Here is a 25,301-nt window from a genome sequence, read left to right as displayed (position 1 = left end):
TAAAGAATAAATATAAATGCAAAAAATGGTTTAGATCAAAAGGAGACTCCTTCTGACCTAAACCGTAATTTAATTGTTGGGTGAAAAGCTTATTTAAGCTCTACTTCAGCTCCAGCTTCTTCTAAAGATTTTACAAGACCTTCTGCCTCATCTTTAGCGATTCCTTCTTTGATTGGTGCTGGTGCACTATCAACGATTCCTTTAGCTTCTTTCAATCCTAAACCAGTTAATTCTTTAACTAATTTTACAACTGCTAATTTAGAAGCTCCTGCTGATTTCAAGATTACGTCAAACTCAGATTTTTCTTCTGCTGCGTCTGCTCCTCCTGCTGCTGGTCCTGCTACTGCTACTGCTGCTGCAGCTGGCTCGATACCATACTCATCTTTTAATATTGTAGCTAATTCGTTTACTTCTTTTACTGTTAAGTTAACTAACTGCTCTGCGAAATCTTTTAATTCTGCCATTTTGTGTAATTTTAATGTGTGTTATAATAATTTATTTGTGCGCGTATTCTATCTTTCTGATAAAGTTTTAACAATACCTGAAAGTGTTTGTCCTCCCGATTGTAATGCTGAAACAACATTTTGTGCAGGTGACTGTAACAATCCAATAATATCTCCAAGTAACTCTTCTTTAGACTTGATGTTCACTAGGTTCTCTAATTGATCGTCTCCTAAGTAAACAGCTTCCTCTATGTAAGCTCCTTTTAATAATGGTTTGTCAGATTTTTTTCTAAACTCTTTTATAATCTTCGCAGGAGCATTTCCTGTTTCTGATAATAAAATAGATGAATTTCCTTTTAATGCTGATGGTAATTCTCCAAACTCTTTTGAAGAATTTTCCATTGCTTTAGCAAGCAATGTATTTTTAACTACAGCTAATTTTACGTCTGCTTTAAAACAAGCTCTTCTTAAGTTAGAAGTAGCTTCTGCATTTAAACCTGAGATATCAGCTACATAAATGATACTGTTATCAGTTAATTGGGCAGTTAAAGCATCGATTACTTGCGATTTTTCTTCTCTTGTCATAATTTACGATTTAACTTCCTATTAATTTGATTTAATATCTAATGCTAATCCAGTACTCATTGTACTAGACATGTAAGAACTTTTAATGTAAGTTCCTTTTGCAGCAACAGGTTTCATCTTAATAAGCGTCTGAATTAATTCATTTGCGTTATCAGCAATTTTCTCAGCATCGAAAGATACTTTTCCAATTGCAGCGTGTACGATTCCAGTTTTATCAACTTTAAAGTCGATCTTACCAGCTTTTACTTCAGTAACAGCTTTTGCTACATCCATAGTTACCGTACCTGTTTTAGGGTTTGGCATTAATCCTCTAGGTCCTAATACACGTCCTAATGGTCCTAATTTACCCATAACGCTTGGCATCGTGATAATTACATCAACATCTGTCCAACCACCTTTTATTTTTTGTAAGTACTCGTCTAATCCTACATAATCAGCTCCAGCTTCTTTTGCTTCTGCCTCTTTATCTGGAGTAACCAATGCAAGTACTTTAACATCTTTACCTGTACCATGTGGTAAAGTAACAACTCCACGAACCATTTGATTAGCTTTTCTAGGATCAACTCCTAAACGTACTGCTAAATCTACTGATGCGTCAAAGTTTACTGTTGTAATCTCTTTCACTAATGCAGCTGCTTCCGATACAGAATATACTTTAGAACTGTCTACCTTAGCTTGAGCTTCTTTTTGCTTTTTTGTTAATTTTGCCATTTCTTAAAGTTTATTGTGGAGCATCTCCTTTCATAGTAATTCCCATAGAACGAGCAGTACCAGCAATCATCTTCATTCCAGACTCAATCGTAAATGCATTTAAATCTGCCATTTTGTCTTCTGCAATTGCTTTTGCTTGATCCCAAGTGATGCTTGCAACCTTACTACGGTTCGGCTCACCTGATCCTTTCTTAATTTTCGCTGCTTCTAAAATTTGAACAGCTGCTGGAGGAGTTTTGATTACAAAATCAAAAGATTTATCCTGGTATACAGTAATTGCAACAGGTAAAACTTTTCCTTGTTTATCTTGAGTTCTAGCATTAAATTGCTTACAGAACTCCATGATGTTTACTCCGGCAGCACCTAAAGCAGGACCTACTGGTGGAGACGGGTTAGCCGCTCCCCCACGTACTTGTAATTTTACTACTTTACTTACTTCTTTTGCCATTTTCTAATTATTTATTTACATATAGTGGAAGCCATGTGTAACAGATAATATTTTTTATTACAATTAAGAGATTTTATCTACTTGCATGTAACTTAACTCTAACGGTGTTTTTCTTCCAAAAATCTTCACCATTACTTCTAGTTTTCTTTTCTCTTCATTAACGTTTTCAATGATACCATCAAAACCGTTGAAAGGTCCATCAACCACTTTTACAGTTTCACCAACTGTATAAGGAATTGCCACGTTTTCGTTCTGAACAGCAAGTTCATCAACTCTACCTAACATTCTATTGATTTCACTTTTTCTTAATGGAACTGGTTCACCACCTTTAGTTTCTCCTAAGAAACCAATAACACCCGTTACAGATTTTATAACGTGAGGAACTTCACCACTTAAATTAGCCTCCACCATAATATATCCCGGAAAATAAATTCTTTCTTTATTTATCTTCTTTCCATTACGGATTTGGATTACTTTTTCAGTTGGAACTAATACTTGTTCTACAAAATCAGAAAGTCCTAATCTAGAAATCTCTGTTTCTATATAAGACTTTACTTTATTCTCTTGTCCTCCAATAGCTCTAACTACGTACCACTTTTTAACAGAATCAGCCATTAGTCTTAATTAAACATGTTAAAAAATTTATCCAAACCATTTTGAAATACTGAATCCACTGCAAACACTGCCAATGCAAATATTATAGTAAATACCGCAACTACAACAGTAGATTTTTGAGCTTCAGCTTTTGGCAACCAAGTCATATTGGTATTCAATTCTTCAAATGATTCTTTGATATAATTTATAACACTCATTCTATTATTTTTTTTATTGCACGGGCGGAGAGACTCGAACTCACGACACCTGGTTTTGGAGACCAGTGCTCTACCAACTGAGCTACGCCCGTAAAAACGGAGTGTCCTACACAAAGTAAAACACTCCGAATATTCTTATTTTGTAATTCTTACAAGATTTCAGTTACCTGACCTGCACCTACTGTTCTACCTCCTTCACGGATTGCAAAACGTAAACCAACATTCATTGCAATTGGTTGGTGTAAATCAACAGTAATTGTCAAGTTATCTCCTGGCATTACCATTTCAACTCCATCAGGCAAGTTAATTGTTCCTGTTACATCAGTTGTACGTACGTAGAACTGTGGACGGTAGTTGTTATGGAATGGAGTATGACGTCCACCTTCTTCTTTTTTCAATACATACACCTCAGCTTTAAACTTAGCGTGTGGAGTTACAGAACCTGGCTTACAGATTACCATTCCTCTTTTGATATCTTCTTTAGCAATACCTCTCAATAAGATCCCTGCGTTATCTCCAGCCTCACCTCTATCTAAGATTTGACGGAACATTTCAATACCCGTAATTGTAGAAGTTAACTTCTCAGCACCCATACCAATGATATCAACAGCATCTCCAGTATTAGCGATACCAGTTTCGATACGTCCAGTTGCTACTGTACCACGACCTGTAATAGAGAATACATCCTCGATAGGCATTAAGAAATCTTTATCAACCTCTCTTAATGGCTCTTGAATCCACTCGTCACAAGCTGCCATTAATTCCATAATCTTCTCAGACCATTTAGCATCACCATTCAATCCACCTAATGCAGATCCAGCGATTACTGGTCCATTATCACCATCATAGTCATAGAAAGAAAGTAATTCTCTTACTTCCATTTCAACTAATTCTAACAACTCTTCATCATCAACTAAATCCACTTTATTCATGAAAACAACAATTCTAGGAATCCCTACTTGTTTTCCTAACAAGATGTGCTCTCTAGTTTGTGGCATTGGTCCATCAGTTGCAGCTACAACTAAAATCGCACCATCCATTTGAGCAGCACCAGTAACCATGTTCTTTACGTAATCCGCGTGACCAGGACAGTCAACGTGAGCGTAGTGACGATTAGCAGTTTGATACTCAACGTGAGATGTGTTAATTGTAATACCTCTTTCTTTTTCTTCCGGAGCATTATCAATTTGATCGAAATCTTTCACTTCTGAAAGTCCAGCAGCAGCTAATACAGTTGTAATAGCAGCAGTTAATGTAGTTTTACCGTGATCTACGTGCCCAATAGTACCAATGTTCAAATGTGGTTTCGAGCGGTCAAAAGTTTCCTTAGCCATGATTATTAATTTTAATTCTTAGTTTATATACTTATTTTATTATACTCTTATTTTTTTCTTTGAGCCAATGACGGGAATTGAACCCGTGACCTCTTCCTTACCAAGGAAACGCTCTACCTCTGAGCTACACCGGCCAAGATTTGACTTAGAGCGAAAGACCGGGTTCGAACCGGCGACATTCAGCTTGGAAGGCTGACGCTCTACCAACTGAGCTACTTTCGCATTCTAATTATCAAATTCCCTTTTAACATTTCTGTTAAAATCATTGTGGTGAGAGTAGGATTCGAACCTACGAAGCTTGCGCAGCAGATTTACAGTCTGCCCTCGTTGGCCACTTGAGTATCTCACCATTATTCAAAGAACAAAGTTTTCAAATTCTCATTTCAAAACTCCAATTTGTTTTTTTGTATTTCACTGTAAGTTAAACTTACTTTAGAGCCGATGGAGGGACTCGAACCCACGACCTGCTGATTACAAATCAGCTGCTCTAGCCAGCTGAGCTACATCGGCATTCCTGCACAAAAAAAACAGTCCATTATTTCTAACGGACTGCAAATGTATAAAGTTTTTTTCATCACAACAAACTTTTTGCTGTAATTTTTATTTTTTTTTAATGTTGTAATTCCCTTTCCTTTTCTTTCGATTTCTTCAACTGGCGCTTCATTGTATCCGCAGCAGCAGAAGCTCCCTCTTCAAAAGTTTTCGTCTCTTTTTTCACAATCAACTCACTTCCAGGGATGTTAATTTTTACTTCGGTGATTTTATTCTCTTTTTCGCTCGTTTTTTGAACTTTTAGAAACACTTCAACATCAATTATTTTATCGTGGTACTTCTCAAGTCCCATCACCTTCTTTTCTACGAAATCAACTAACTTTTTATCTGCGTTGAAATTTACAGACTGTACAAATACTTTCATGTAATATTATTTTTTACTCCTAGGGTGAGCTTGGTTATACACTTCCTTTAAATAATCTAAGCTGGTGTGAGTATAGATTTGAGTTGACGCTAAACTGGAATGCCCTAGTAACTCCTTAACCGAATTCAAATCTGCCCCCTCGTTTAACATATGCGTCGCAAAAGAGTGACGAATCACATGAGGACTTTTCTTTACCTTCGTAGATTCCCTACTAAAGTATAATTTTATTATCCTATAAACAAGCGTTCCATATAATTTATTTCCCTTATTTGAGACTAAAAGATACTCGGTCGGGCCGAATTCCTCTTCCTTTATTTTAAGGTATAACTTAAGAGTCTCCTTAACCGATTGAAGCAAGGGAACATAACGTTCTTTATTCCGCTTTCCAAGCACTTTTAAGGTATCATTATGAAAATCCACCGAATTCCCCTTTAAACCAATCAACTCCTCTCTTCTCATTCCTGTCGAATACAACAACTCTACCAAGAGCTTATCTCTTAGTCCTGGAAAACTTTCAAAATCCATTCCATCAATCACAGCGGCAACTTCATTTTGAGAAAACGGAACCTGTAATCGTTGAGATACTTTTAGAGCTTTATGACTCGCTAAGGGATTGATTTGGATTTCTTCAATCCTTTGTAAGTATTTATAAAAGCTATTCAAAGAACTTACCTTACGGTTTACTGTCCTATTTGACAAGCCTGAATTGACTAAGGCAACAATCCATGAACGGATCTCACCATAGCTAACGTTAGAAATATCAACATCCCCAATGCTGGCCTTATTATAAGTTTGAAAAGACTCTAAATCCTTTCTATAAGCATTCACCGTGTGCTGAGAATATTTTTTTTCCAAACTTATATATTCAATAAACCTTTCTATCATGCCTAACATTTAACGCTATCAAACAAAACTACGAAATATAAGACCATAAAAAAACCTGCTTCATAAAATGAAACAGGTTTTATATTTTAATACTCTTAGATTAACTTAACTCTTCGTTTGTTCTTAATCTTTGGATGTATTTCGCTTTGATGTTTTGTTTACGGTTTGCCACAGATGGCTTCGTGAACTGCTGACGCTCTCTCAATTGTCTCATCGTTTTCGTGCGATCGAATTTTCTCTTAAAACGTTTTAACGCTCTATCGATATTTTCTCCTTCTTTTATAGGTATAATTAACATAGGGTATCACCTCCTCTCATCGTACTCTCTTTAATATGTTTAAATTGAAACAAACTTATTTCAATTGTAGTTTACTTTTTCGGATTGCAAAAATACAATTTATTTCCGATTGACAACCTTTTTTTACTCTTTTAATATATTTCTTGAGATAACCACCTTTTGAATTTCGGTTGTTCCCTCACCTATAGTACATAATTTAGAGTCTCTGTAAAATTTCTCCACCGGAAAATCTTTCGTATACCCATAACCTCCATGCACTTGAACAGCTTCATTCGCAACCTTCACACAAGTTTCTGATGCATACATCTTAGCCATTGCACCAATCTTGGTCATAGGCTTTTTATGATTCTTAAGATATGCAGCTTTATGAATTAATAACTCCGAAGCTTCAATCTCTGTTGCCATATCCGCTAATTTGAATGAAACTCCTTGAAATGAAGAAATCGGCTTCCCAAACTGCACACGTTCTTTAGAATATTTCAACGCTGCCTCATAGGCGCCTTTAGCAATCCCGACAGACAAAGCTCCAATAGAAATTCTTCCTCCATCTAAAATCTTCATAGACTGAATAAACCCTTCTCCGATTTCACCTAAAATATTCTCTTTCGGTACCCGACAGTTGTCAAAGATAAGCTCTGCCGTTTCAGAGGCACGCATTCCTAGTTTATTTTCCTTTTTCCCAGAACTAAAACCTGGTGTTCCCTTTTCAATAACAAAAGCCGTCATTCCATGAGAATCCCCTTTTTCACCAGTTCTTACAATTACTACGGCGATGTCTCCACTAATAGCATGGGTAATAAAGTTTTTGGCTCCATTTAACACATAATAATCTCCATCTTCTACAGCAGTAGTACTCATACCTCCTGCATCAGAACCCGTATTATGCTCTGTTAACCCCCAAGCTCCTATACTTTCGCCAGAAGCTAGCTTTGGTAGCCATTTATTTTTTTGCGCTTCGTTACCAAATTGTAAAATATGCCCAGTACACAAAGAGTTATGTGCAGCTACAGACAAACCAATAGAACCATCCACTTTTGAAATTTCTTCCAAAATTGAAATGTATTCATGATATCCTAATCCCGATCCTCCATACTCTTCAGGTACTAAAATCCCCATAAATCCCATTTCCCCGATCTTCTTGAACAAATCAATTGGAAAAATTTGACTTTCATCCCATTCCATTACAAATGGTTTGATATGCTGTTGGGCGAAATCCCTTACGGATTCGGCAATCATCTTTTGTGTTTCTGTATATTCGAAATTCATGAAGAATACTTTGTTTAATCTTTTGCTTAAATTATTAAACAAAAATACGACCTATTTATTCAGCTCGCAAATATAATGCTATTCTATGATATTTTTCAATGGGAAAACCTGGTATTTTTTTTATTTCTTCCAAGTTATTCAACTCTCCCACAGAATCTCTGTACCTACATAATAGTTTTGTTGTAGCATAATCCACATATACATTGCCCAAAATTTCTTTAAAAGAGGCTGTGTTTATATTTATTTTTTCCTGAACAGGGATTAAAAACACCTTGTAATACTTATTCAACTGAAATATTACTTTAGCATCCAATCCATAAACTTCATGCAATTGATCCATATAAGAAAACCCATGTAAAAGCGTTCTATACTTTATAATACGTGTCGATAACTTATCCCCGATTCCATAAATCAACTGAAGCTCTTGCTTTGTAGCCTTATTAATATCTTTTTTTACAATATTTACATTCCCATTAACCTTACTAGTTTTTTTAATTTTAGGTTTGTTTTTAAAAGGAAATGTAAAGTAAGTTGACCAAATTTCTAACAAACTATCAGAAACTTTAGTGACTTCCTGAAATTCCTTTATCGAGTATATCCATTTATTTTGATTTCTAAAAGAATGTAGCCTATCTATTTCTTGGATGGACATACCTAATTCATAACCTTTCTCATCTGTTATAAAATTAGGATTGAATCTATATATCTTTTGGTTTTTCCCCTTTACCGCTTTCAAAGAGTCTATCTTTTTAGATAGAGCAATAAATTCATCGCTATCAACCGTAAAATTTTCTGTTCTATTAGAAACTAAAAAATAAACCACTTGCACACACACCAGCAACAACATAAAACAAAAAACCCCATTTCTTTGTCTTTTGTTATAAACGAAATGGGGTCTTAGTTTTCTCATAGAAGTTTTAACTTTTTATTGCCTTCAAATACCTTTTCAGTTCATCTTTTACTTTAGGTGCTAAAATTAGTAGTCCTAAAACATTTGGGAATACCATTGCAAAAATCATAGAATCCGAAAATTCTACCACAGAGTTCAAACTAGAAGAAGCTCCAATTACAATCACAAATAAAAACAATGCCTTGTAAGTAAAATCAGCAACACGTCCTTTTCCAAATAAATATTTCCATCCTTGGATACCATAATAAGACCACGACAACATTGTTGAAAAAGCAAATAGTATTACTGCTATAGTTAAGATAATAGAAAAATTCGGAATTGCCGAATCAAAAGCAACAGATGTCAGGTCTACCCCACCAACTTTTGCGCCGCTACTATTTAAGATCACATTACTTCCATCTAAATTACCATAAGTAAATAAATTACTTTTAATATTTGTTACCACTATCACAAGTGCTGTCATAGTACAGATAATCACGGTATCCACAAAAGGTCCAATAGAAGCTACAATTCCCTCACTCGCTGGAAACCTAGTTTTTACAGCAGCATGAGCAATCGATGCAGATCCAACTCCAGCTTCATTTGAAAAGGCAGCTCTTCTAAATCCTTGTATCATCACTCCTATCACTCCACCAATCACAGCATCATTTCCAAAAGCACTTGTCCAAATATCACTTATACCTTGAGGCACTACATCAAAATTCATAACAATAATCACAATTGCTGCCCCTATATAAAGAATCCCCATAAAAGGAACTATTTTCTCTGTTACCTGACCAATTCTTTTGATCCCACCAATAATCACAATTCCTACTAAAACCGCCATTGCCAAACCAAACCAAAAACCATTTTCTACTCCAAATAAAACTTGAAGCTGATTTGCTGCTTGATTGGATTGAAACATATTCCCTCCTCCGAAAGAACCACCAACAACAAAAACCGCATATATAACAGCTAGCACTTTTCCTAGGCCAACCATGTTTCTTTCTTTCAGACCCTTTTTTAAATAATACATAGGTCCTCCATAGATCTTTCCATCCTCTCCAACTTCACGATATTTAACCCCTAAAGTAGCTTCTACCAACTTAGTGGACATCCCTAAAAACCCTGCTAAAATCATCCATAAGGTTGCACCCGGTCCACCAATTGCAATTGCCACAGCAACACCCGCAATATTTCCTAGACCTACTGTTGCCGATAAAGCAGCTGTTAACGCTTGAAAATGCGTTACCTCTCCAACAACACCTTCTCTTTGCGGACTTTCTTTTACATCTCCTCCAGGAGTTGGATCTCCCGCCACAACATCAACCTCATGATGATCTACTGCATCATATTTCCCTTTTGCTGCATTGATCGCAACCTTTAATAAACGAACATTTGCAAACTTAAAATACAAGGTAAAAAACAAGGCACCTAGTAACAACACAATAAGTACGATAGGAACACTAATTCCAACAATAGAAACGGGATAAAAAACAATTGAGCCAATCCAATCGGCAAAAGGCTTAAATTCTTCTTCAATTTTTTCATCAATTGTTAGCTCTTTCGCAAATCCGAAAAAAGGAATTATCAATACAGCTAAGCTGGTTAGTAGGTTACGTTTCATAAATGTTTTAGGTTCTTTGTTAATTTTAGATGCAATATAGGGACTTCTTATGGAATTCAAATTTTGATTGAAGAAACAAATACTGTCTGTACAAATGTTATTTTAAAATAAAGTTTTGATTTTAGCTATTTGGTCTGGTCTCCCTAACAAAATTAAATTGGACTTCGGCTCTAGAATCATATCCGAAGAAGGATTTATGATGTATTCACCATTTCCTGTAATAAAACCAATTACACTACAGCCTGTTGTTCTTCTTAAATCTAATTCTCTGATAGACTTGTTTAAATATTTATTTGGTAGATCTTCCACAGAAATTTCCTCAAGATTCGCATAACTCTCTCCATCCAATGAAATTCGATTCACAAATTCAACCAAATCGGGAGTTACTACCAAAGATGCCATATGGTCTCCACCAAGTTTATCTGGCATGATTACATTATCGGCACCCGCAATTTTTAATTTCTTTTGAGAAGATTCATTATTCGCTCTACTCACAATATTCATATTGCTGTTCAACTGTCTTGCAGATAGCACTACATATAAATTATCTGCATCTGAAGGTAACGCCGTAATCAAATTTTCAGCATTTCTAACCCCAGCTTCTAACAATGAATCATCATCTGTAGCATCTCCTTCAATAAAAAGCAATCCTTCTTCTTCTATTTCTCTTAAAAGCTCAGGAGATTTTTCTATAACAACACAAGACTTTTTAAAATTATTCAATTTTGAAACTGCCTGTCTACCATTTCTCCCATAACCACATACGATGGTATGATTTTCAAGTGCATTTATTTTTTTCAACATTTTATTCTTTTTAAGTTCTTCCATCAAAGTACTGTTAGACAAAAATTCCGAAACTACTGTCACCACATAACCATAAATACTAATACTTGTAAGAATCAAAAATATGGTAAATAGTTTACCTTCTTCCGTTAATGGATTTACTTCACTAAACCCAACCGTGGTAATTGTAATGATAGTCATATACAAACCATCCACAAAAGAAAAGTCAAACAAATAAGTATACCCTAAGACACCAATAAAAATAGCACTTAAAAAAAGGACTACGGCTTTGTAAATTTTAGACGACAAATAGCAATATTTTAAGTTGTTTATAAATCGAACACAGAAGTTCTTTTAGTATACACCATATCCTTTAATTTTAGGAAAAAAGCGAAGATCAAATAAAGTGCAAAAGAAATCCCAAACGTCACAAAGGAAAGATAGATAAACAATAACCGAATGTTTTTCACACCAATCCCTAAACGTTCCGAAAAACGTGTTGAAACATCGAAACCATGTCTCTCAAAATAATGACGAATCTGATGAATCACTTTCATAGCCTATTTATTCTAATTTAACGCAAGATAGCAAAACCTGTGTAAAATTTCAATCTAACCAAACCTTTCTATTAAATTTAGTCCGTAAAAAGCTTTGCACTTAAAAACTTTCACAAAAGCATTGAAAAGTATATTTTTGCGTTTCAAAATATAGGGCAATGACAAAACAACAACTTATAGAACAAATCCAACTTAAAAAATCTTTTTTATGTATTGGTTTAGATGTAGATATCAACAAAATCCCAAAGCATTTATTGGATACGGAAGATCCTATTTTTGAATTCAACAAACAAATAATTGATGCTACACATCATTTAGCTGTTGCCTACAAACCAAATACTGCATTTTACGAATGTTATGGTTTAGAAGGGTGGAAATCTTTAGAAAAAACAATTGCATATATCAACACGAATCACCCTGAAATATTCACCATTGCAGATGCTAAGCGTGGAGATATTGGAAATACTTCAACGATGTATGCCAAAGCATTTTTTGAAAATTTAAATTTTGATTCAGTTACTGTTGCCCCTTATATGGGTAGCGATTCTGTAGAACCTTTTTTAGCTTTTAAAGATAAGTTTACCATTATGCTTGCCTTAACCTCTAACAAAGGAGGATTGGATTTTCAGGCACAGCAAGTTGCTGAGGATGAAAAACTATACCAAAATGTATTGAAGCAATCTTTGACATGGGACAATAACGAGCAGTTAATGTATGTTGTTGGAGCAACAAAAGCAGAGTATTTTAAAGGTATTAGAGAAATTGTACCGAATCACTTTTTACTCGTGCCAGGTGTAGGTGCTCAAGGAGGAAATTTACAAGATGTTTGTAAATACGGTTTGAATAAAGATTGTGGCTTATTGATCAATTCTTCCAGAGGAATTATTTATGCCGGTCAAGGAGAAGATTTTGCAGCTATTGCCAAAGAAAAAGCAACAGAACTTCAGATTGAAATGGAAGCTATTTTGAATAATATGTAAATAGATTTCAAAAACAATTCTACATAAAAAAAAGCGACCCACGGTGTCGCTTTTTTTTATGTAGAAAAATGATTTTTGTTACTCTTTCGTTAACTCTTTCATCATAAACATAGGATTTAATCTATTAGGAACGGCATCTTTATTATTCGCTCTTAGCACTTGATCCGTAACTCCATAATAACGTAATGTAAAAGTAAAATCTTGTCCTTTAGTGTCAATATTATTTTTAGCTTCCTCTCCACAATTAAAAGATATCGTAATCGTATTGTCACTATTTACTTCCCATGAATTACTATTGATATTTTTTACATCTTTATCTTCAAACAAATAACGATTTGCATCATACACGGTAATGGAAGAAAAATACACCGATTCTGGGTTCATAAATGTTGTACTGTAACTTTTTTTGCCATCGTACATTTTTGAATTGCTATACAAATTAGACTCGTTCACTATCGGAGATGCACCACCCCAACCAAGTGCACATTCTAAATTCCATTGATGACGATCTATAACATCTTTTTCATTCCTTGGAAAAGTATAGTAAAATGCCTTTCCTACGACTTCGCTACGCAATTCATTTGTTTTAGCATCTACTGCAGCAAAATCATAATTAGGAACTTTATAATCTCCTGAAACCAATCCCCATGTGGTTAGCTTATTTTGATTTTCTTTCGCTACCTCAATTCCTTTCTCAAGTCCACTTCTAAAGATCAAAAAGGCATGTGTAGTTCCATCTGTTGTATCTACAGCAAGGGTATGTCTACCTTTGGTAACAATATAATGTTGGCCATGACCATATTGATCCACAACTTGCACCGAAGTATAGACTAAAACATCATCCGGTATTTCAAAAGAGATTTTACCGTTGACTACTTTGGTAATTGCCACAGAATACAAACAATCATGATTCATCTGTACCGTAGGCGCTTTCGAACCCCTCGGAGCCATAATACGCAAATGAACAATCCCTTCATTCGCCCCTTTTGCCATCCAATTTCGATAATTTTTAGCGGTTTCCGCATGTGCATAATTTTCATCAGTAATTTGGAGCAGCTCCCCTTCCACAAACTCCGCTTTACCTCCTGCTTTTTGATATTCAATGGCGCTTTCAATTATTTTCGATTCAACAATTGACGATGGATTTGTATCTTTTTTTACTGATTTTTGAACATCCTTACATGAACTTATAACACCTGCCAAGAGCAATGCCATTAATACTAATTTACCATTTTTCATAATTGTTGTTTTAAACAGTTTATATTTTTAGAAATTTATAGACTTCGATTTGTACATCAAAGAAAGCACTAAATTGAATGCAATTCTTTTTGATTTTTTATGAAACAGACCAATTGCGTTCTAAAAATAACATTTTATTTAGATCAAACACCCATCTGTGTTGAAAAAGAAAAGTATTCAAAGTTTACAAAAAAAGCGACACAGAGTGTCGCTTCTTTTTATTAAATATTAATTATTTAATCTTTTTAATAAATTTTGTTGGATCATATCCCTCAACAGCATCACTTACGTTTTTACTTGGTCCATAGTGACGTAACAATACGTTAAATTTCCCCGTTGTATTCCCTTCTCTAATCGGTATATTATTTGGCTGCCCATCACAACCAAACCTCAAAGTAATGGTTCCATCTTTATTTATGATTGGATTCATTTCACTTGAAATATTTGCAACATCGTTAAACATTCTACCATCACCATTATAAACGGTAGCTGACCAGAAATAAACATCTTTTGGATCTTTAAACGTAACTTCATACCCTCCATTGGCATCCATGTAGGCACTAGTCTGATAAATATTATCTTCAACCATGGCTCCACCCCAGCCTCCAGCAGCACCAACATAATTCATATAAGAAGTCTGTCCACTCTCTTTATTACCAAATGCTTTCGATTGATCATATCCATCAGAAAAATCAATATTACCAGCTTTGTCCACTGCCTGAAAAGATTTCATATCCCATTTTTTTACTTTAAACGGCTTGCTACTTCCAGCTTCAATTTTCAATCCATCTCGAATCTCTCCTTCTAAAGCTCTTACAATCACAAAAGCATGATCTGTTTTGGCACTAATCTTATGTCTACCTGAACCGTAAATCATCGGTTGTGTCTCATGATTTTCATCTACAATTTGCAGTGTGACATATTCCTTTGTTTCTGGTATGGTAACATATACCTCATCACTTGACATATCAATTACCGAAACCGAGTAGGGTGTATCTCTATTCATACGAACCACAAACTGCTCCTCTGGAATACTACTTGGAACCGGCATGGTAAAAAACTTGTTAACTCCCCCTGTTTTCTTTAATACGGCAGCCAATCTTAAATTGGTATAAGCTTGCGGAAAATTATCTTGAGTGACAATAATTCGGGATTCCGAATTCGTTGTCTCTTGAGATGTTGATGCTTTTTCTTGTTTTGTTTCTTTACATGAGCTCATCGTAAGAAGCACCAATGCTAAGATCAATATTGATTTTATTGTTTTCATAAATGTATTTTTTTTGTGATACTGACCCATCAGTATCGCAACGTTTGGTACAGCAAAGGAAAAACTTCCCTATGGTAATTATTCTTTTTATAGCGTCAACAGGACAAATTAAGAACTAAGATAGTTGCTTTTATTCTTGAAACGTCAATTACAAATCGATTTGCTTTAAGGTTTCAATTTTATTACGCTCCAAAAAGGCATCAATCGTTTCAAAATGCTCTATTACTCGCTTCTCTTTAAACTCGAACACTTTTTGCGAAAGACCTGTTAAAAAATCACGGTCGTGAGATACTAAAATTAAGGTTCCATCAAAATTTAACAACGCTTCCTTTAATACATCTTTTGATTTGATATCCAAGTGATTGGTAGGCTCATCCAAAATCAAAACATTTACAGGTTCTAATAATAATTTTACCATTGCCAATCTTGTTTTTTCACCTCCAGAAAGCATTCCTACTTTTTTATCTATGGCATCCCCAGAAAACATAAAGCGGCCTAATATATTTTTTATCTGAGTTCTAACATCTCCCTTCGCCACTTGATCTACCGTTTGAAAAACAGTCAATTGTTCATCCAATAAAGCAGCTTGATTTTGCGCAAAATATCCCACTTTAGCATTATGTCCAAGTTCGCATGTTCCTTCAAACTCAATCTCTCCCATGATTGCTTTGATCATGGTAGATTTACCTTCTCCATTCCTTCCTACAAAAGAAACTTTTTCTCCTCTAGAAATAGACATATTGGCATCTTTAAACACCACATGTTCTCCGTACGACTTTGACAAACTTTCTGCCTGAACCGGATAATCACCCGATCTTGGTGCTGGTGGAAATTTTAAAGCTAAAGCTGAATTATCTACCTCATCTACTTCAATAATTTGCAATTTTTCTAACATACGTTCTCTATCTCTCACTTGATTCGTTTTAGAGAACGTTCCTTTAAACTTATCGATAAATGCTTTTGTATCTGCTATAAATTTTTGCTGTTCTTTATAGGCTTTTATTTGATGCTCTCTACGCTCTTCTCTTAAGGTAAGATAATGAGAGTAATTAGCTTTGTAATCGTAAATTCTTCCCATAGTTACCTCGATAGTCCTATTTGTTATCGTATCGATAAATGCCTTATCATGAGAAATAACAACTACTGCTTTTGCTTTATTCAATAAAAAATCCTCTAACCATATTACAGATTCAATATCTACGTGGTTGGTAGGCTCATCTAATAAAATTAAGTCTGGCTTTTGCAAAAGTATCTTAGCCAACTCGATACGCATACGCCAACCTCCACTAAACTCATTAGTCTGACGTGTAAAATCTTCTCGTTTAAACCCTAAACCTCCTAAGGCCTTTTCTACCTCAGCATCATAATTTACATCTTCAAGTGCATAATATTTCTCTCCTAAATCAGATACTTTTTCAATGATTTTCATGTAATCATCAGAGTCATAATCCGTACGAGTTTCTAATTCTTTATTCAAACGTTCCATTTCATCACGCATTTCAAAAACATGCGCAAACGCTTTTTCAGCCTCTTCAAAAACAGTACAATCATCCTCCGTTAAAAGATGCTGTGGTAAATAGGCAATGACTGCTTCTTTAGGACAGCGCACATTCCCTCTGGTTGCTTTTTGCACCCCAGCAATAATTTTCATCATGGTAGACTTACCTGCACCATTCTTACCCATAAGGGCAATTTTATCATTTTCATTTATTACAAATGAAACATCACTAAACAATGCCTCTCCACTAAACTCTACTGCGATTTGATCTACTGAAATCATATTTAAACTATTTAAGAGCTGCGAAAATAGTCAAAAGCTTTGGTTTTGTAAAGAAGGAAAAACCGGATTTATTCTTTTTCTAACTCCTTAACGATGCCTTTTAACATCACGGGAACAATGAGTTTATGAAAAGGGCGCACAGGAATAAAATAAAGACGTCCATATTTATTATGAAACACCACTGAGGTTGATAAAATTATACTTCTAGTATGAGGTTTAAGTTGATCCGAATCAAGAAACAAAGAAATCCTGAAACTCAAATGACTATCATTCTCACCCAAAACCACCTCTTGATTGCTTCTTGAAAAAACCTTAAACAAGCCCAATTGCTCTCCAGGCTCACAGTTAAAAAACTCCAATTGTTTTTCTCTTTCTCTGCGGGTTCCCGAAGTTTTCAATCCAAAAAAAGCAACTATTCTATCTCTAAAGGACATCAAGCTTCCCACCCATTTTGGTGCACTTGTAAAAAAGGCTTTTCCGACTTTTTCCATGCTAACAACACCCTTATTATCAGTAAAAACTGCTTGGAAACTATCTACATAATCATACCGTGAATTTTCCTTCGATAACAAGGAACTTTCTGGTAATATAGTTTTCACTATTTTCATTTGCTTTTATTCGCTAAACTAAATCAAAAACGGCTAAAAATCAGACTTAAAAAGTTTTTATTTCCATAAAAAAAGCCAAACTACCTCAGGTAATTTGGCTCTCAATACTTATTATTTTTTTTAGGAAAGATCTATTTTACTAATATCAAGTCCTAAGGCTTTTGCAACTCCTTGCCCATAGGCTTCATTTGCCTTGTAACAGTTCACAATATGTCTTTCTTGAATAAATTTTTCTGCTCCACCTATCTGTGCAGCTGTATTATCAAAGAGTATTTGTTGTTGCTCTGCACTCATTATTGAGAACAACTCTCCGGGCTGAGTATAATAATCTTCATCTTCTCTATGATCGTAATGAAAAGCTGCTCCACCTAATTCCATGGGTGGCTCTTTGTGTTCAGGACTTTCTGTCCATTGTCCATAGCTATTTGGTTCATAATGTATAGAACCTCCTTCGTTACCATCCACACGCATTGCACCATCTCGATGTGAATTATGAAATGGGCATTTGGGCTTGTTTACCGGTATTTGATAATGATTTACCCCCAAGCGATATCTTTGGGCGTCTCCATATGAGAACAATCGCCCTTGTAACATTTTATCAGGAGAAAAACCAATTCCAGGTACTACATTTGCAGGGTTAAATGCAGATTGCTCTACATCTGCAAAATAATTTTCCGGATTCCTATTCAATTCTAACACCCCTACATCTATCAATGGATAATCCGTATGAGGCCATACTTTGGTCAAATCAAAAGGATTGAAACGATAATCAGCAGCTTCTGCTTCAGGCATGATTTGCACCTTTAAATTCCATTTCGGGAAATCCCCTTTTTCAATTGCGTCAAATAAATCTCTTTGATGACTCTCTCTATCTTTTCCGATAATTTGCTCTGATTCAGCATCACTTAAATTCTGAATTCCTTGTGCGCATTTTAAATGAAACTTGACCCAAAAACGTTCTTGGTTGTCATTGATAAAACTAAAAGTATGACTTCCATAACCATTCATATGACGATAGGTTTTTGGAATACCTCTATCACTCATGGTAATTGTAATTTGATGCAATGCCTCGGGTAAGAGTGTCCAAAAATCCCAATTATGGTTGGCACTTCTTAAATTTGTTTTAGGATCACGTTTTACCGCCTTATTTAAATCAGGAAATTTATAAGGGTCCTTTAAAAAGAATACGGGAGTATTATTTCCTACCAAATCCCAATTCCCTTCCTCTGTGTAAAACTTGACTGCAAAACCACGGATATCGCGTTCTGCATCGGCAGCACCTCTTTCCCCAGCAACAGTAGAAAAACGTACAAATGTTTCGGTTTGTTTTCCTACCTCTGAAAAAATATTTGCTTTGGTGTATTTACTAATATCATGAGTTACGGTAAAAGTTCCAAAAGCTCCTGATCCTTTGGCATGCATTCTACGCTCAGGAATTACTTCTCTATCAAAATGTGCTAATTTTTCTAAAAACCAAAAATCTTCCATTAATAAAGGGCCGCGGTTCCCTGCGGTTTTTACATTCTGGTTTTCTGCAATGGGACGTCCGGATACCGAAGTCAGTTTTTTCTTTTCCTCTTTCATGATCTGATGTTTGTTTGTACGATAACAATGTTAATATTGTATGCAATTATTGCCCAAGGAAGTTACAACAGATTCATGAAAACACCAAAAAGGAAACTTTATAAAAAAGACATGCTTTTATAAAATTGATTTATTTAATTTCTGTCCAAACAGCTAATTCATTTCCTGAAGGATCTAAAAACTCAAAACGCTTTCCTCCGGGAAAAGAAAATATTTCTTTTGAAATACTTCCCCCTGCATTTGACACTTTTGCTATAACTTCTTCTAAATTAGCATGTGCCAAAACAATCAATGCTCCGTTGACTATCGGTTCGTCTGTTTTTTCAAATCCCCCCTCAATACCACTAGAAGAAAAAGCAATATAATTAGGACCATATGAGGTGAATTCCCAACCAAAAACTTCGCTGTAAAACTGCTCCGTTTGTTGTAGATCTTTTGCTTTGAATTCTATATAATTTATATGATTATCTTTTGGCCCCATAACGTTTTTTTTATTCTTCATTCAAATATACAAAGCCTTCTTCATTAAATTTTAAAGAGATCAACAAGAGTCATTTTTTTTGATGGATTCTAACGCTACCCACCTCGCACTTATACCTGAAATTTGAAGTTTTATAGTGCTATTTCCGATGCTTATGGTATTGAAAAAATAGGAAGACTTTTATTTCAGAACTTTAACATCCTGTGAAGGTTTACCGTCTGCAAAACAGCGTAAAAAATTCTACACAGTACCTTACAATAACAAAAACAACAACCATGGAAACAACTCAATTAACCTTACAAAAACACCAACCCGTAGTAGCACAACTTAAAACTCTATTAGAAGAGAACCAGGCTATGAAAACAAGTTTAGAAACTTCACTAAAAACGGCGGTAGCTTTATCAAAGAACGGAAACTCTGAAAAACAGATTGCTCCTTTAAACCGTAGCTTATACCAAGCCATAGACAACGAACTCAATGGATATGGTTGGCCCGAAACGATTGAAGCTTATTACGACTATCTAGATGCCTATGTTTGTATCATTCCAAACGAAAGTAATGATCCTGAATATCCTAACGCTTGGAAAAGTGATGGAACAAAAAATGGATACAACCAAAAAGTCTACGATTTACTTTGTCAGTTCTATTGGTTGATCGACCAAACAGACAATGATGGCAACACCATGCAAAGTTATCCTGAATTTGCAACATGGCTGGTTAGTTTTGCAACTTCATGGGGTACTTTTTTAGATACCCCGGCCTCTTTAACACCAACCTCTTTAGCTTCTTTCAAAAATGATAAAAACGCTGCAGGAAATAGTATTTATAATTTCCCTTTGTATGAAGACAATGAGAAAAGCTGGACTACTTTTAATGAATTTTTCTACAGAGAATTTAATCAAGCCGATCCAATCACTGGGATCTCACCTTTACGCCCGATAACTGACCCATATAACAACCATACAATCGTAGCACCCGCAGATTGTACTTTTAAAGCACAATATCCCATTGCAGACAACGGTGCTGTAAATGAGATAACACTGAAAGGAACTCATCGTATTGGTAATATTGACCAATTATTAGAATTTAGCAAATATGGAGAAAGCTTCTATGGTGGTACTTTTATCCACTATTTTCTAAGTCCTTTTGACTACCATCGTTTTCACACTCCCGTAAGTGGAACAATTCTTGAAATCATCCCTGTTGAAGGTAAGGTGTATTTAAATGTAAACACCACAAAAGATGGTCAATTTGATGCACCCGATGGTGGAGAAAATGGTTATGAATTTACTCAAGCCCGCGGTTTGGTAATTATGGATACAGGAACAGACCTCGGAAAAGTAGCCATCTTACCTATTGGAATGTGTCAGGTTTCTGGTGTAGATATGTACACAGACCTACAAGGAAAAGACGTTGTAAAAGGACAAGAATTTGGAAAGTTTAAATTTGGAGGATCTGATATTATTATGTTATTTGAAAAATCTGGTAATGAACTGTACACTTTTCAAAACGACCCATCATTGAATCCAATTCATTTTCAATATGGTGAAGCTGCTGTTTTGGTGAAATAGGTCATCATCTATTATATTAAATAAAAACCCGGATACTATGGCTAGTCTCCGGGTTCTTTCTTTAGTTTTCTTTTTTTTCAATATCTTCTAGCATCTCTATATAAACATCTTCAACAAACTCCCTTGCCCATCTGGTTTTCCTTAAAAAACCAAGACTTGATTTCATGTTTGGATTGTATTTAAAACAACGAATATTTACTCTATCCCCTAAATACTCCCAACCATAATAAGCTACCAATCTCTCCAAAACCTGTTTCAATTTTACACCATGAAACGGATTATTTAATTGCTCTGGCGTTGCTTGTTTTCTGTTTTTTCTAGAAGGATCTGCTGCATTCAGTTCTTCATTCGTAACAGTTTTAAATACCTCCTTAGACACAGCTTCAGTCATTGGTTTGTTCTTTTCTTCTGGTGTATCAGTTGTCATAAAATATGCTGTTTTAACAATTACAATTCTTTTCCAATCACTGCTTTATCAAAGCGTTTCATCGAATAATGCTACCACCCTTGCAGGTGCGGCGGAGGCTCCTACAATTTTCAAAGGAAACACAGCAACTTTAAAACCCGAATAAGGAAGTGCATCTAAGTTTACCAACTGTTCCATATGGCAATACTCTTTGCGTTGTCCTACTAAATGTGCTTCCCAAAACAATTCTGAGTTCCCTGTTTCTTTTGCTTTTTTAATCAAATATTTTAATGGTAAATCCCAACCCCAAGAATCTATTCCCATAACTTTGATTCCTTGGTCTATCAACCATTCCGTTGCCTCAGCACTCATTCCAGTACCTTTGTCTGGAAAATCTTTGGTACCGTTGTACATATCTCTTCCTGTTTTGATCAAAACTATCATTCCTTCTTTTAGGATTAGTTTTTCTTTTTCTAAAAACCCTTTGATATCTTCCACGGTAATCGCATCAAAATCTTCTTTGTGTTTCATATCAATAACCAATCCTTCTCCATAACACCAATCCAAAGGAATTTCATCTATTGTTTTAGCTCGCTTTCCATTTACCATCGGAGCATAATGCCAAGGAGCGTCAATATGTGTTGTAGCATGTACACCCATTTTTTGAATGGTATCATCGGCCCAACCGATAAAATTTTTAGGGAATAGTTTTTTAGGTAAACCTAAGAAACGTAATAATGCACCTGCTTTTTTATGAGCCTTGTGTTTTATTTTTACTTTCATAAACCAAGGATCGGATTTATTGTATTGGATGGGTTTTGATAGATCTATTATTTTCATTTTACAATTTGTTATTTTTTGTAAATATCTATCTTTTTTGAATATCAAATTTGACAATAACTTTTTTTTCAAAAAATATAATTCGATAACAGGAGTTATCCATTTTTATTGGATCATATTAAGAACGATCCTGATACTACTTCTCGCTACTAATTTCATTATTTCATTCCTAAAGGCATAACTCCTATATTCATTTTGTCTTGACACAAAACGAATCAAAAAGTCAAGACTTCAGCTATTTTCTTAAAATTCCTAATCCTCGAATGATGACCCACTGAACTCGTCCTACGTCCTCAAACAACAGTTGCTCAAAAAATGATTCTTGCGGTTGAAATTTCTAAAGAAAATCTCTGGAGGTCAGTTAGGAAAGATTGTTGCTAGAACTTAATTACTTTCAATTATTGGAAGTATTTATGAAGCTATATTAATTCTAGTCATTCATTTTGTCTTGACACAAAACGAATCAAAAGGTCAAGACTTCAGCTATTTTCTTAAAATTCCTAATCCTCGAATCATGACCCACTGAACTCGTCCTACGTCCTCAAACAACAGTTGCTCAAAAAATGATTCTTGCGGTTGAAATTTCTAAAGAAAATCTCTGGAGGTCAGTTAGGAAAGATTGTTGCTAGAACTTAATTACTTTCAATTATTGGAAGTATTTATGAAGCTATATTAATTCTAGTCATTCATTTTGTCTTGACACAAAACGAATCAAAAGGTCAAGACTTCAGCCATTTTCTTAAAATTCCTAATCCTCGAATCATGACCCACTGAACTCGTCCTACGTCCTCAAACAACAGTTGCTCAAAAAATGATTTTTGCGGTTGCAATTGCTACAGAAAATCTCTGGAGGTCAGTTAGGAAAGATTGTTGCTAGAAACTTATTACTTTTAATTATTGTAAGTAGTTACTAGGCTATGTTATTTCCAATAATATATTTTTATTAAATGGTATCGAGAACGATTGTGGTGCTGCTTCTCGATACTAATTTCCTCATTTCATTCAAAACCTCACTCGAAGTGACAGGGTTTATATTCATTTTATCTTGACACAAAACGAATCAAAAAGTCAAGACTTCAGCCATTTTCTTAAAACTCCTAATCCTCGAATCATGACCCACTGAACTCGTCCTACGTCCTCAAACAACAGTTGCTCAAAAAATGATTTTTGCGGTTGAAATTTCTACAGAAAATCTCTGGAGGTCAGTTAGGAAAATGTGTTTCAAAAACCTTAGTACTTTCAACTATTGAATATATTTATCAAGCTTTATCTGTTCCAATAATCTATTTTTATTGGGTGGTATCGAGAACGATTGTGATGCTGCTTCTCGATACTAATTTTCTCAGTCCATTCATAAATTCACTCCTGTAGATTTGTTTTATATTCAACCAATCCTTCCGCTTACAGTCCAATATTTTTTGGTGGGTACTTTTTAAAAGTTCCCGCGTGTTCCTTTAATTTTGCACCTAGCGTTGCCAGCCAGGCACTACGTCTATGCCCTACAGGCATTTGTTCTTTCGGATCAATATATAAATTAAACAACCAAGGAGCTAAGCCAACATCTTGAATCGTGGCGTAATCTATCCACATATGAGTAGACTGCGGAATAATAACTTTAATATGTTGTTTGTATTCTTTCATCCTAATAGCCATCAATTCTTTTCCCCACCAAAAGTAAACCGCTTCTCTATTTGTCAATCCATCATCAAGAAACAAAAAAGTAGATTGATCTATAAAATCATAATAGTTTTTGTTGGGTAATTTATCCGTTGAAACACCCGCCAACCTTAAATTAACACCAAACAAATCCATCAAGTCAAATATTTGATCACTTTGACGACCTGGACTTATCACTCCCTTCCAATACGCAATGCCTGGAATACGAACACCGCCTTCAAAAGTAGTTCCTTTAGCACCTCTAAAAGGCGTATAGCCACCATCAGGCCAACTATCCATTTGAGGACCGTTGTCTGAGGTGATAAAAATAAATGTATTTTCTAAAACTCCAGCTTCTTCTAATGCTTTCACAATATTCCCTATATGCATATCTACTTCTGCCACAGCATTTTTATATTGATATTTGGCTGCGCTTAACCCTGGGTAATCTGGATTGTCATGATTATCAGCATGCACTTTCATAAAGTTATGATCAATAAAAAAAGGCTGCTCTCCTTTTGCTAATTCTTTTATTTTAGATATTGTAAAATCAGTCAAAACTTGATCTGCTCGCCCCATATCTTCAATTGTTTTCACTTGACTCACTTTTACTGTTTTACCACCTTTCCAGCCATGTTGCAAATGATCATCAGGCTTTATCCCTTCAAAATCAGTCATTCTTTCTGCATTCAATACTAAATCTGGATAACGTCTTGGATCCACCCCTTGAGAAACTTCTTTTTGAGCTGGATAGTACCCTAAAAACTCATCATAACCCACATCGTGTGGTCGCATTCCTACAGACTCCCCGATATGCCATTTACCTGTTAACAGGGTATAATAGCCAGCATCACTTAGCAAAGTTGCAATACTCACCTCTGTTTCCCATGGGTTCTGCGTTAAGACATCCCCTGCCAAAATTGGGCGTATCAATCCCGTTCGTACAGGTAATCGCCCGGTACGGATAGCAGACCTAGTAGAAGTACAGGTTTGCTGTGAGTAAGCCGAGGTTAACTTTAAACCTTGTGCTGCAAATTTATCCATATTTGGAGTTGCAGCACCAATTGCTGCTCCACCACCATAACAACCAGGATCTCCGTACCCCATATCATCAACAATTAACCAAACAATATTTGGTTTTTTACCCATTTTCTTTTCTAGCTTAGCTAGTTTTTTAGAAACAGAATTCTCTTGTTTTGGGTTGGGAATTGTAGGCTCAAAATTATCTGATGTTCTAACTGATCTGTCAAATTTTTGAGCCAAAACCTCATAGGAATTTCCTATCAAAAGCAGGATCACTAAAAGAGATGTACCTATATTTTTTTTCATAGTTTT

Annotated in this window: 26 protein-coding genes and 5 tRNA genes; 2 read left to right on the top strand and 29 right to left on the bottom strand. The window is 35.2% G+C overall.

Annotated elements, in window-relative coordinates; translation table 11 throughout:
- Positions 1 to 89: 89 nt before the first annotated feature.
- The 20 genes from rplL to AC2DGP_RS00255 all read right to left on the bottom strand — a co-directional run bounded on the left by rplL (position 90) and on the right by AC2DGP_RS00255 (position 11,554).
- Entirely contained in the window at positions 90 to 464 is a 375-nt protein-coding gene (rplL, locus tag AC2DGP_RS00350) for a 50S ribosomal protein L7/L12 (protein WP_484491047.1), read from the bottom strand.
- Between the two features lie 48 nt (positions 465 to 512).
- Positions 513 to 1,028 carry a 50S ribosomal protein L10 gene (gene rplJ, locus AC2DGP_RS00345; RefSeq protein WP_484491046.1) on the bottom strand — a complete coding sequence of 172 codons (516 nt, stop codon included), beginning with the start codon at positions 1,026 to 1,028 and terminating at the stop codon, positions 513 to 515.
- A gap of 21 nt (positions 1,029 to 1,049) precedes the next feature.
- Entirely contained in the window at positions 1,050 to 1,739 is a 690-nt protein-coding gene (gene rplA, locus AC2DGP_RS00340) for a 50S ribosomal protein L1 (protein WP_484491045.1), read from the bottom strand.
- A gap of 10 nt (positions 1,740 to 1,749) precedes the next feature.
- Entirely contained in the window at positions 1,750 to 2,187 is a 438-nt protein-coding gene (gene rplK / locus AC2DGP_RS00335) for a 50S ribosomal protein L11 (protein ID WP_484491044.1), read from the bottom strand.
- 63 nt (positions 2,188 to 2,250) lie between these two features.
- A complete protein-coding gene (gene nusG, locus AC2DGP_RS00330) occupies positions 2,251 to 2,802 on the bottom strand; it encodes a transcription termination/antitermination protein NusG (protein WP_484491043.1) in 552 nt (183 codons plus the stop codon).
- A gap of 5 nt (positions 2,803 to 2,807) precedes the next feature.
- Positions 2,808 to 2,999 (bottom strand): preprotein translocase subunit SecE, encoded by a 192-nt coding sequence (secE, locus tag AC2DGP_RS00325; RefSeq protein ID WP_484491042.1) that lies wholly within the window; start codon positions 2,997 to 2,999, stop codon positions 2,808 to 2,810.
- Positions 3,000 to 3,018: 19 nt separating this feature from the next.
- A tRNA-Trp gene (locus tag AC2DGP_RS00320) sits at positions 3,019 to 3,091 on the bottom strand.
- 57 nt (positions 3,092 to 3,148) lie between these two features.
- The gene (gene tuf, locus AC2DGP_RS00315) at positions 3,149 to 4,333 is read right to left on the bottom strand and encodes an elongation factor Tu (RefSeq protein ID WP_484491041.1); all 1,185 of its coding nucleotides are present in this window, start codon (positions 4,331 to 4,333) and stop codon (positions 3,149 to 3,151) included.
- A 62-nt stretch (positions 4,334 to 4,395) separates the two neighbouring features.
- A tRNA-Thr gene (locus AC2DGP_RS00310) sits at positions 4,396 to 4,467 on the bottom strand.
- Positions 4,468 to 4,482: 15 nt separating this feature from the next.
- A tRNA-Gly gene (locus tag AC2DGP_RS00305) sits at positions 4,483 to 4,555 on the bottom strand.
- Positions 4,556 to 4,601: 46 nt separating this feature from the next.
- A tRNA-Tyr gene (locus AC2DGP_RS00300) sits at positions 4,602 to 4,682 on the bottom strand.
- A gap of 87 nt (positions 4,683 to 4,769) precedes the next feature.
- Positions 4,770 to 4,843: transfer RNA gene (locus AC2DGP_RS00295), tRNA-Thr, on the bottom strand.
- Between the two features lie 100 nt (positions 4,844 to 4,943).
- Positions 4,944 to 5,249: a ribosome hibernation-promoting factor, HPF/YfiA family gene (hpf, locus tag AC2DGP_RS00290; RefSeq protein WP_484491040.1), complete on the bottom strand. Its 306-nt coding sequence runs from the start codon at positions 5,247 to 5,249 to the stop codon at positions 4,944 to 4,946.
- A 6-nt stretch (positions 5,250 to 5,255) separates the two neighbouring features.
- Positions 5,256 to 6,134 carry a tyrosine-type recombinase/integrase gene (locus AC2DGP_RS00285; protein ID WP_484491039.1) on the bottom strand — a complete coding sequence of 293 codons (879 nt, stop codon included), beginning with the start codon at positions 6,132 to 6,134 and terminating at the stop codon, positions 5,256 to 5,258.
- Between the two features lie 100 nt (positions 6,135 to 6,234).
- Positions 6,235 to 6,432: a 30S ribosomal protein S21 gene (rpsU, locus tag AC2DGP_RS00280; protein ID WP_300321031.1), complete on the bottom strand. Its 198-nt coding sequence runs from the start codon at positions 6,430 to 6,432 to the stop codon at positions 6,235 to 6,237.
- A gap of 123 nt (positions 6,433 to 6,555) precedes the next feature.
- Positions 6,556 to 7,698, bottom strand: a complete 1,143-nt coding sequence (locus AC2DGP_RS00275; RefSeq protein WP_484491038.1) for an acyl-CoA dehydrogenase family protein — start codon at positions 7,696 to 7,698, stop codon at positions 6,556 to 6,558.
- 55 nt (positions 7,699 to 7,753) lie between these two features.
- On the bottom strand, positions 7,754 to 8,608 hold the full coding sequence (locus tag AC2DGP_RS00270; protein ID WP_484491037.1) for a helix-hairpin-helix domain-containing protein: 855 nt from the start codon (positions 8,606 to 8,608) through the stop codon (positions 7,754 to 7,756).
- Positions 8,609 to 8,615: 7 nt separating this feature from the next.
- Positions 8,616 to 10,214, bottom strand: coding sequence for an alanine/glycine:cation symporter family protein (locus AC2DGP_RS00265; protein WP_484491036.1), 1,599 nt, complete (start codon positions 10,212 to 10,214; stop codon positions 8,616 to 8,618).
- A 102-nt stretch (positions 10,215 to 10,316) separates the two neighbouring features.
- Complete coding sequence (locus tag AC2DGP_RS00260) at positions 10,317 to 11,306, bottom strand: potassium channel family protein (protein WP_484491035.1); 990 nt, start codon at positions 11,304 to 11,306, stop codon at positions 10,317 to 10,319.
- A 20-nt stretch (positions 11,307 to 11,326) separates the two neighbouring features.
- Positions 11,327 to 11,554 carry a PspC domain-containing protein gene (locus AC2DGP_RS00255; protein ID WP_484491034.1) on the bottom strand — a complete coding sequence of 76 codons (228 nt, stop codon included), beginning with the start codon at positions 11,552 to 11,554 and terminating at the stop codon, positions 11,327 to 11,329.
- Between the two features lie 158 nt (positions 11,555 to 11,712).
- Between AC2DGP_RS00255 and pyrF the strand changes: the two genes are divergently transcribed.
- A complete protein-coding gene (gene pyrF / locus AC2DGP_RS00250) occupies positions 11,713 to 12,534 on the top strand; it encodes an orotidine-5'-phosphate decarboxylase (protein WP_484491033.1) in 822 nt (273 codons plus the stop codon).
- Between the two features lie 78 nt (positions 12,535 to 12,612).
- On the opposite strand, the gene AC2DGP_RS00245 is transcribed toward pyrF, so the two are convergent.
- From AC2DGP_RS00245 to AC2DGP_RS00220, 6 genes are all read right to left on the bottom strand, one after another.
- Positions 12,613 to 13,773 (bottom strand): DUF1214 domain-containing protein, encoded by a 1,161-nt coding sequence (locus AC2DGP_RS00245; protein ID WP_484491032.1) that lies wholly within the window; start codon positions 13,771 to 13,773, stop codon positions 12,613 to 12,615.
- A 232-nt stretch (positions 13,774 to 14,005) separates the two neighbouring features.
- The gene (locus AC2DGP_RS00240; protein WP_484491031.1) at positions 14,006 to 15,040 is read right to left on the bottom strand and encodes a DUF1254 domain-containing protein; all 1,035 of its coding nucleotides are present in this window, start codon (positions 15,038 to 15,040) and stop codon (positions 14,006 to 14,008) included.
- A gap of 148 nt (positions 15,041 to 15,188) precedes the next feature.
- Positions 15,189 to 16,820, bottom strand: a complete 1,632-nt coding sequence (locus AC2DGP_RS00235) for an ABC-F family ATP-binding cassette domain-containing protein (RefSeq protein WP_484491030.1) — start codon at positions 16,818 to 16,820, stop codon at positions 15,189 to 15,191.
- Between the two features lie 68 nt (positions 16,821 to 16,888).
- On the bottom strand, positions 16,889 to 17,428 hold the full coding sequence (locus AC2DGP_RS00230; RefSeq protein WP_484491029.1) for a DUF2867 domain-containing protein: 540 nt from the start codon (positions 17,426 to 17,428) through the stop codon (positions 16,889 to 16,891).
- A gap of 120 nt (positions 17,429 to 17,548) precedes the next feature.
- Entirely contained in the window at positions 17,549 to 19,012 is a 1,464-nt protein-coding gene (locus tag AC2DGP_RS00225; RefSeq protein ID WP_484491028.1) for a catalase, read from the bottom strand.
- A gap of 130 nt (positions 19,013 to 19,142) precedes the next feature.
- Positions 19,143 to 19,493 (bottom strand): VOC family protein, encoded by a 351-nt coding sequence (locus AC2DGP_RS00220; RefSeq protein ID WP_484491027.1) that lies wholly within the window; start codon positions 19,491 to 19,493, stop codon positions 19,143 to 19,145.
- 275 nt (positions 19,494 to 19,768) lie between these two features.
- Here AC2DGP_RS00220 and AC2DGP_RS00215 point away from each other — a divergent pair, with 275 nt between their 5' ends.
- Positions 19,769 to 21,064 carry a phosphatidylserine decarboxylase gene (locus tag AC2DGP_RS00215; protein ID WP_484491026.1) on the top strand — a complete coding sequence of 432 codons (1,296 nt, stop codon included), beginning with the start codon at positions 19,769 to 19,771 and terminating at the stop codon, positions 21,062 to 21,064.
- 61 nt (positions 21,065 to 21,125) lie between these two features.
- Here the strand turns inward: AC2DGP_RS00215 and AC2DGP_RS00210 are convergent, their stop codons facing one another.
- From AC2DGP_RS00210 to AC2DGP_RS00200, 3 genes are all read right to left on the bottom strand, one after another.
- The gene (locus AC2DGP_RS00210; RefSeq protein WP_484491025.1) at positions 21,126 to 21,491 is read right to left on the bottom strand and encodes a VF530 family protein; all 366 of its coding nucleotides are present in this window, start codon (positions 21,489 to 21,491) and stop codon (positions 21,126 to 21,128) included.
- Between the two features lie 48 nt (positions 21,492 to 21,539).
- Entirely contained in the window at positions 21,540 to 22,310 is a 771-nt protein-coding gene (locus tag AC2DGP_RS00205) for a cyclase family protein (RefSeq protein WP_484491024.1), read from the bottom strand.
- A gap of 1,401 nt (positions 22,311 to 23,711) precedes the next feature.
- The gene (locus AC2DGP_RS00200) at positions 23,712 to 25,295 is read right to left on the bottom strand and encodes an arylsulfatase (protein WP_484491023.1); all 1,584 of its coding nucleotides are present in this window, start codon (positions 25,293 to 25,295) and stop codon (positions 23,712 to 23,714) included.
- Between the last annotated feature and the right edge of the window lie 6 nt (positions 25,296 to 25,301).

This window comes from Flavicella sp. IMCC45537 (assembly GCF_057197705.1).
This window is presented reverse-complemented; position numbering and strand designations above follow the sequence as displayed.

What these genes read in the sequence shown, in the direction of transcription:
- pyrF (WP_484491033.1), top strand. Translation starts at nt 11,713, where the DNA reads ATGACAAAACAACAACTTATAGAACAAATCCAACTTAAAAAATCTTTT.
- rplL (WP_484491047.1), bottom strand. Translation starts at nt 464, where the DNA reads ATGGCAGAATTAAAAGATTTCGCAGAGCAGTTAGTTAACTTAACAGTA.
- AC2DGP_RS00285 (WP_484491039.1), bottom strand. Translation starts at nt 6,134, where the DNA reads ATGATAGAAAGGTTTATTGAATATATAAGTTTGGAAAAAAAATATTCT.
- AC2DGP_RS00275 (WP_484491038.1), bottom strand. Translation starts at nt 7,698, where the DNA reads ATGAATTTCGAATATACAGAAACACAAAAGATGATTGCCGAATCCGTA.
- AC2DGP_RS00240 (WP_484491031.1), bottom strand. Translation starts at nt 15,040, where the DNA reads ATGAAAACAATAAAATCAATATTGATCTTAGCATTGGTGCTTCTTACG.
- rplK (WP_484491044.1), bottom strand. Translation starts at nt 2,187, where the DNA reads ATGGCAAAAGAAGTAAGTAAAGTAGTAAAATTACAAGTACGTGGGGGA.
- rplJ (WP_484491046.1), bottom strand. Translation starts at nt 1,028, where the DNA reads ATGACAAGAGAAGAAAAATCGCAAGTAATCGATGCTTTAACTGCCCAA.
- AC2DGP_RS00245 (WP_484491032.1), bottom strand. Translation starts at nt 13,773, where the DNA reads ATGAAAAATGGTAAATTAGTATTAATGGCATTGCTCTTGGCAGGTGTT.
- AC2DGP_RS00225 (WP_484491028.1), bottom strand. Translation starts at nt 19,012, where the DNA reads ATGAAAGAGGAAAAGAAAAAACTGACTTCGGTATCCGGACGTCCCATT.
- AC2DGP_RS00215 (WP_484491026.1), top strand. Translation starts at nt 19,769, where the DNA reads ATGGAAACAACTCAATTAACCTTACAAAAACACCAACCCGTAGTAGCA.
- AC2DGP_RS00220 (WP_484491027.1), bottom strand. Translation starts at nt 19,493, where the DNA reads ATGGGGCCAAAAGATAATCATATAAATTATATAGAATTCAAAGCAAAA.
- AC2DGP_RS00255 (WP_484491034.1), bottom strand. Translation starts at nt 11,554, where the DNA reads ATGAAAGTGATTCATCAGATTCGTCATTATTTTGAGAGACATGGTTTC.
- AC2DGP_RS00230 (WP_484491029.1), bottom strand. Translation starts at nt 17,428, where the DNA reads ATGAAAATAGTGAAAACTATATTACCAGAAAGTTCCTTGTTATCGAAG.
- AC2DGP_RS00270 (WP_484491037.1), bottom strand. Translation starts at nt 8,608, where the DNA reads ATGAGAAAACTAAGACCCCATTTCGTTTATAACAAAAGACAAAGAAAT.
- tuf (WP_484491041.1), bottom strand. Translation starts at nt 4,333, where the DNA reads ATGGCTAAGGAAACTTTTGACCGCTCGAAACCACATTTGAACATTGGT.
- AC2DGP_RS00235 (WP_484491030.1), bottom strand. Translation starts at nt 16,820, where the DNA reads ATGATTTCAGTAGATCAAATCGCAGTAGAGTTTAGTGGAGAGGCATTG.
- AC2DGP_RS00265 (WP_484491036.1), bottom strand. Translation starts at nt 10,214, where the DNA reads ATGAAACGTAACCTACTAACCAGCTTAGCTGTATTGATAATTCCTTTT.
- secE (WP_484491042.1), bottom strand. Translation starts at nt 2,999, where the DNA reads ATGAGTGTTATAAATTATATCAAAGAATCATTTGAAGAATTGAATACC.
- rpsU (WP_300321031.1), bottom strand. Translation starts at nt 6,432, where the DNA reads ATGTTAATTATACCTATAAAAGAAGGAGAAAATATCGATAGAGCGTTA.
- AC2DGP_RS00200 (WP_484491023.1), bottom strand. Translation starts at nt 25,295, where the DNA reads ATGAAAAAAAATATAGGTACATCTCTTTTAGTGATCCTGCTTTTGATA.
- AC2DGP_RS00210 (WP_484491025.1), bottom strand. Translation starts at nt 21,491, where the DNA reads ATGACAACTGATACACCAGAAGAAAAGAACAAACCAATGACTGAAGCT.
- hpf (WP_484491040.1), bottom strand. Translation starts at nt 5,249, where the DNA reads ATGAAAGTATTTGTACAGTCTGTAAATTTCAACGCAGATAAAAAGTTA.
- nusG (WP_484491043.1), bottom strand. Translation starts at nt 2,802, where the DNA reads ATGGCTGATTCTGTTAAAAAGTGGTACGTAGTTAGAGCTATTGGAGGA.
- AC2DGP_RS00205 (WP_484491024.1), bottom strand. Translation starts at nt 22,310, where the DNA reads ATGAAAATAATAGATCTATCAAAACCCATCCAATACAATAAATCCGAT.
- rplA (WP_484491045.1), bottom strand. Translation starts at nt 1,739, where the DNA reads ATGGCAAAATTAACAAAAAAGCAAAAAGAAGCTCAAGCTAAGGTAGAC.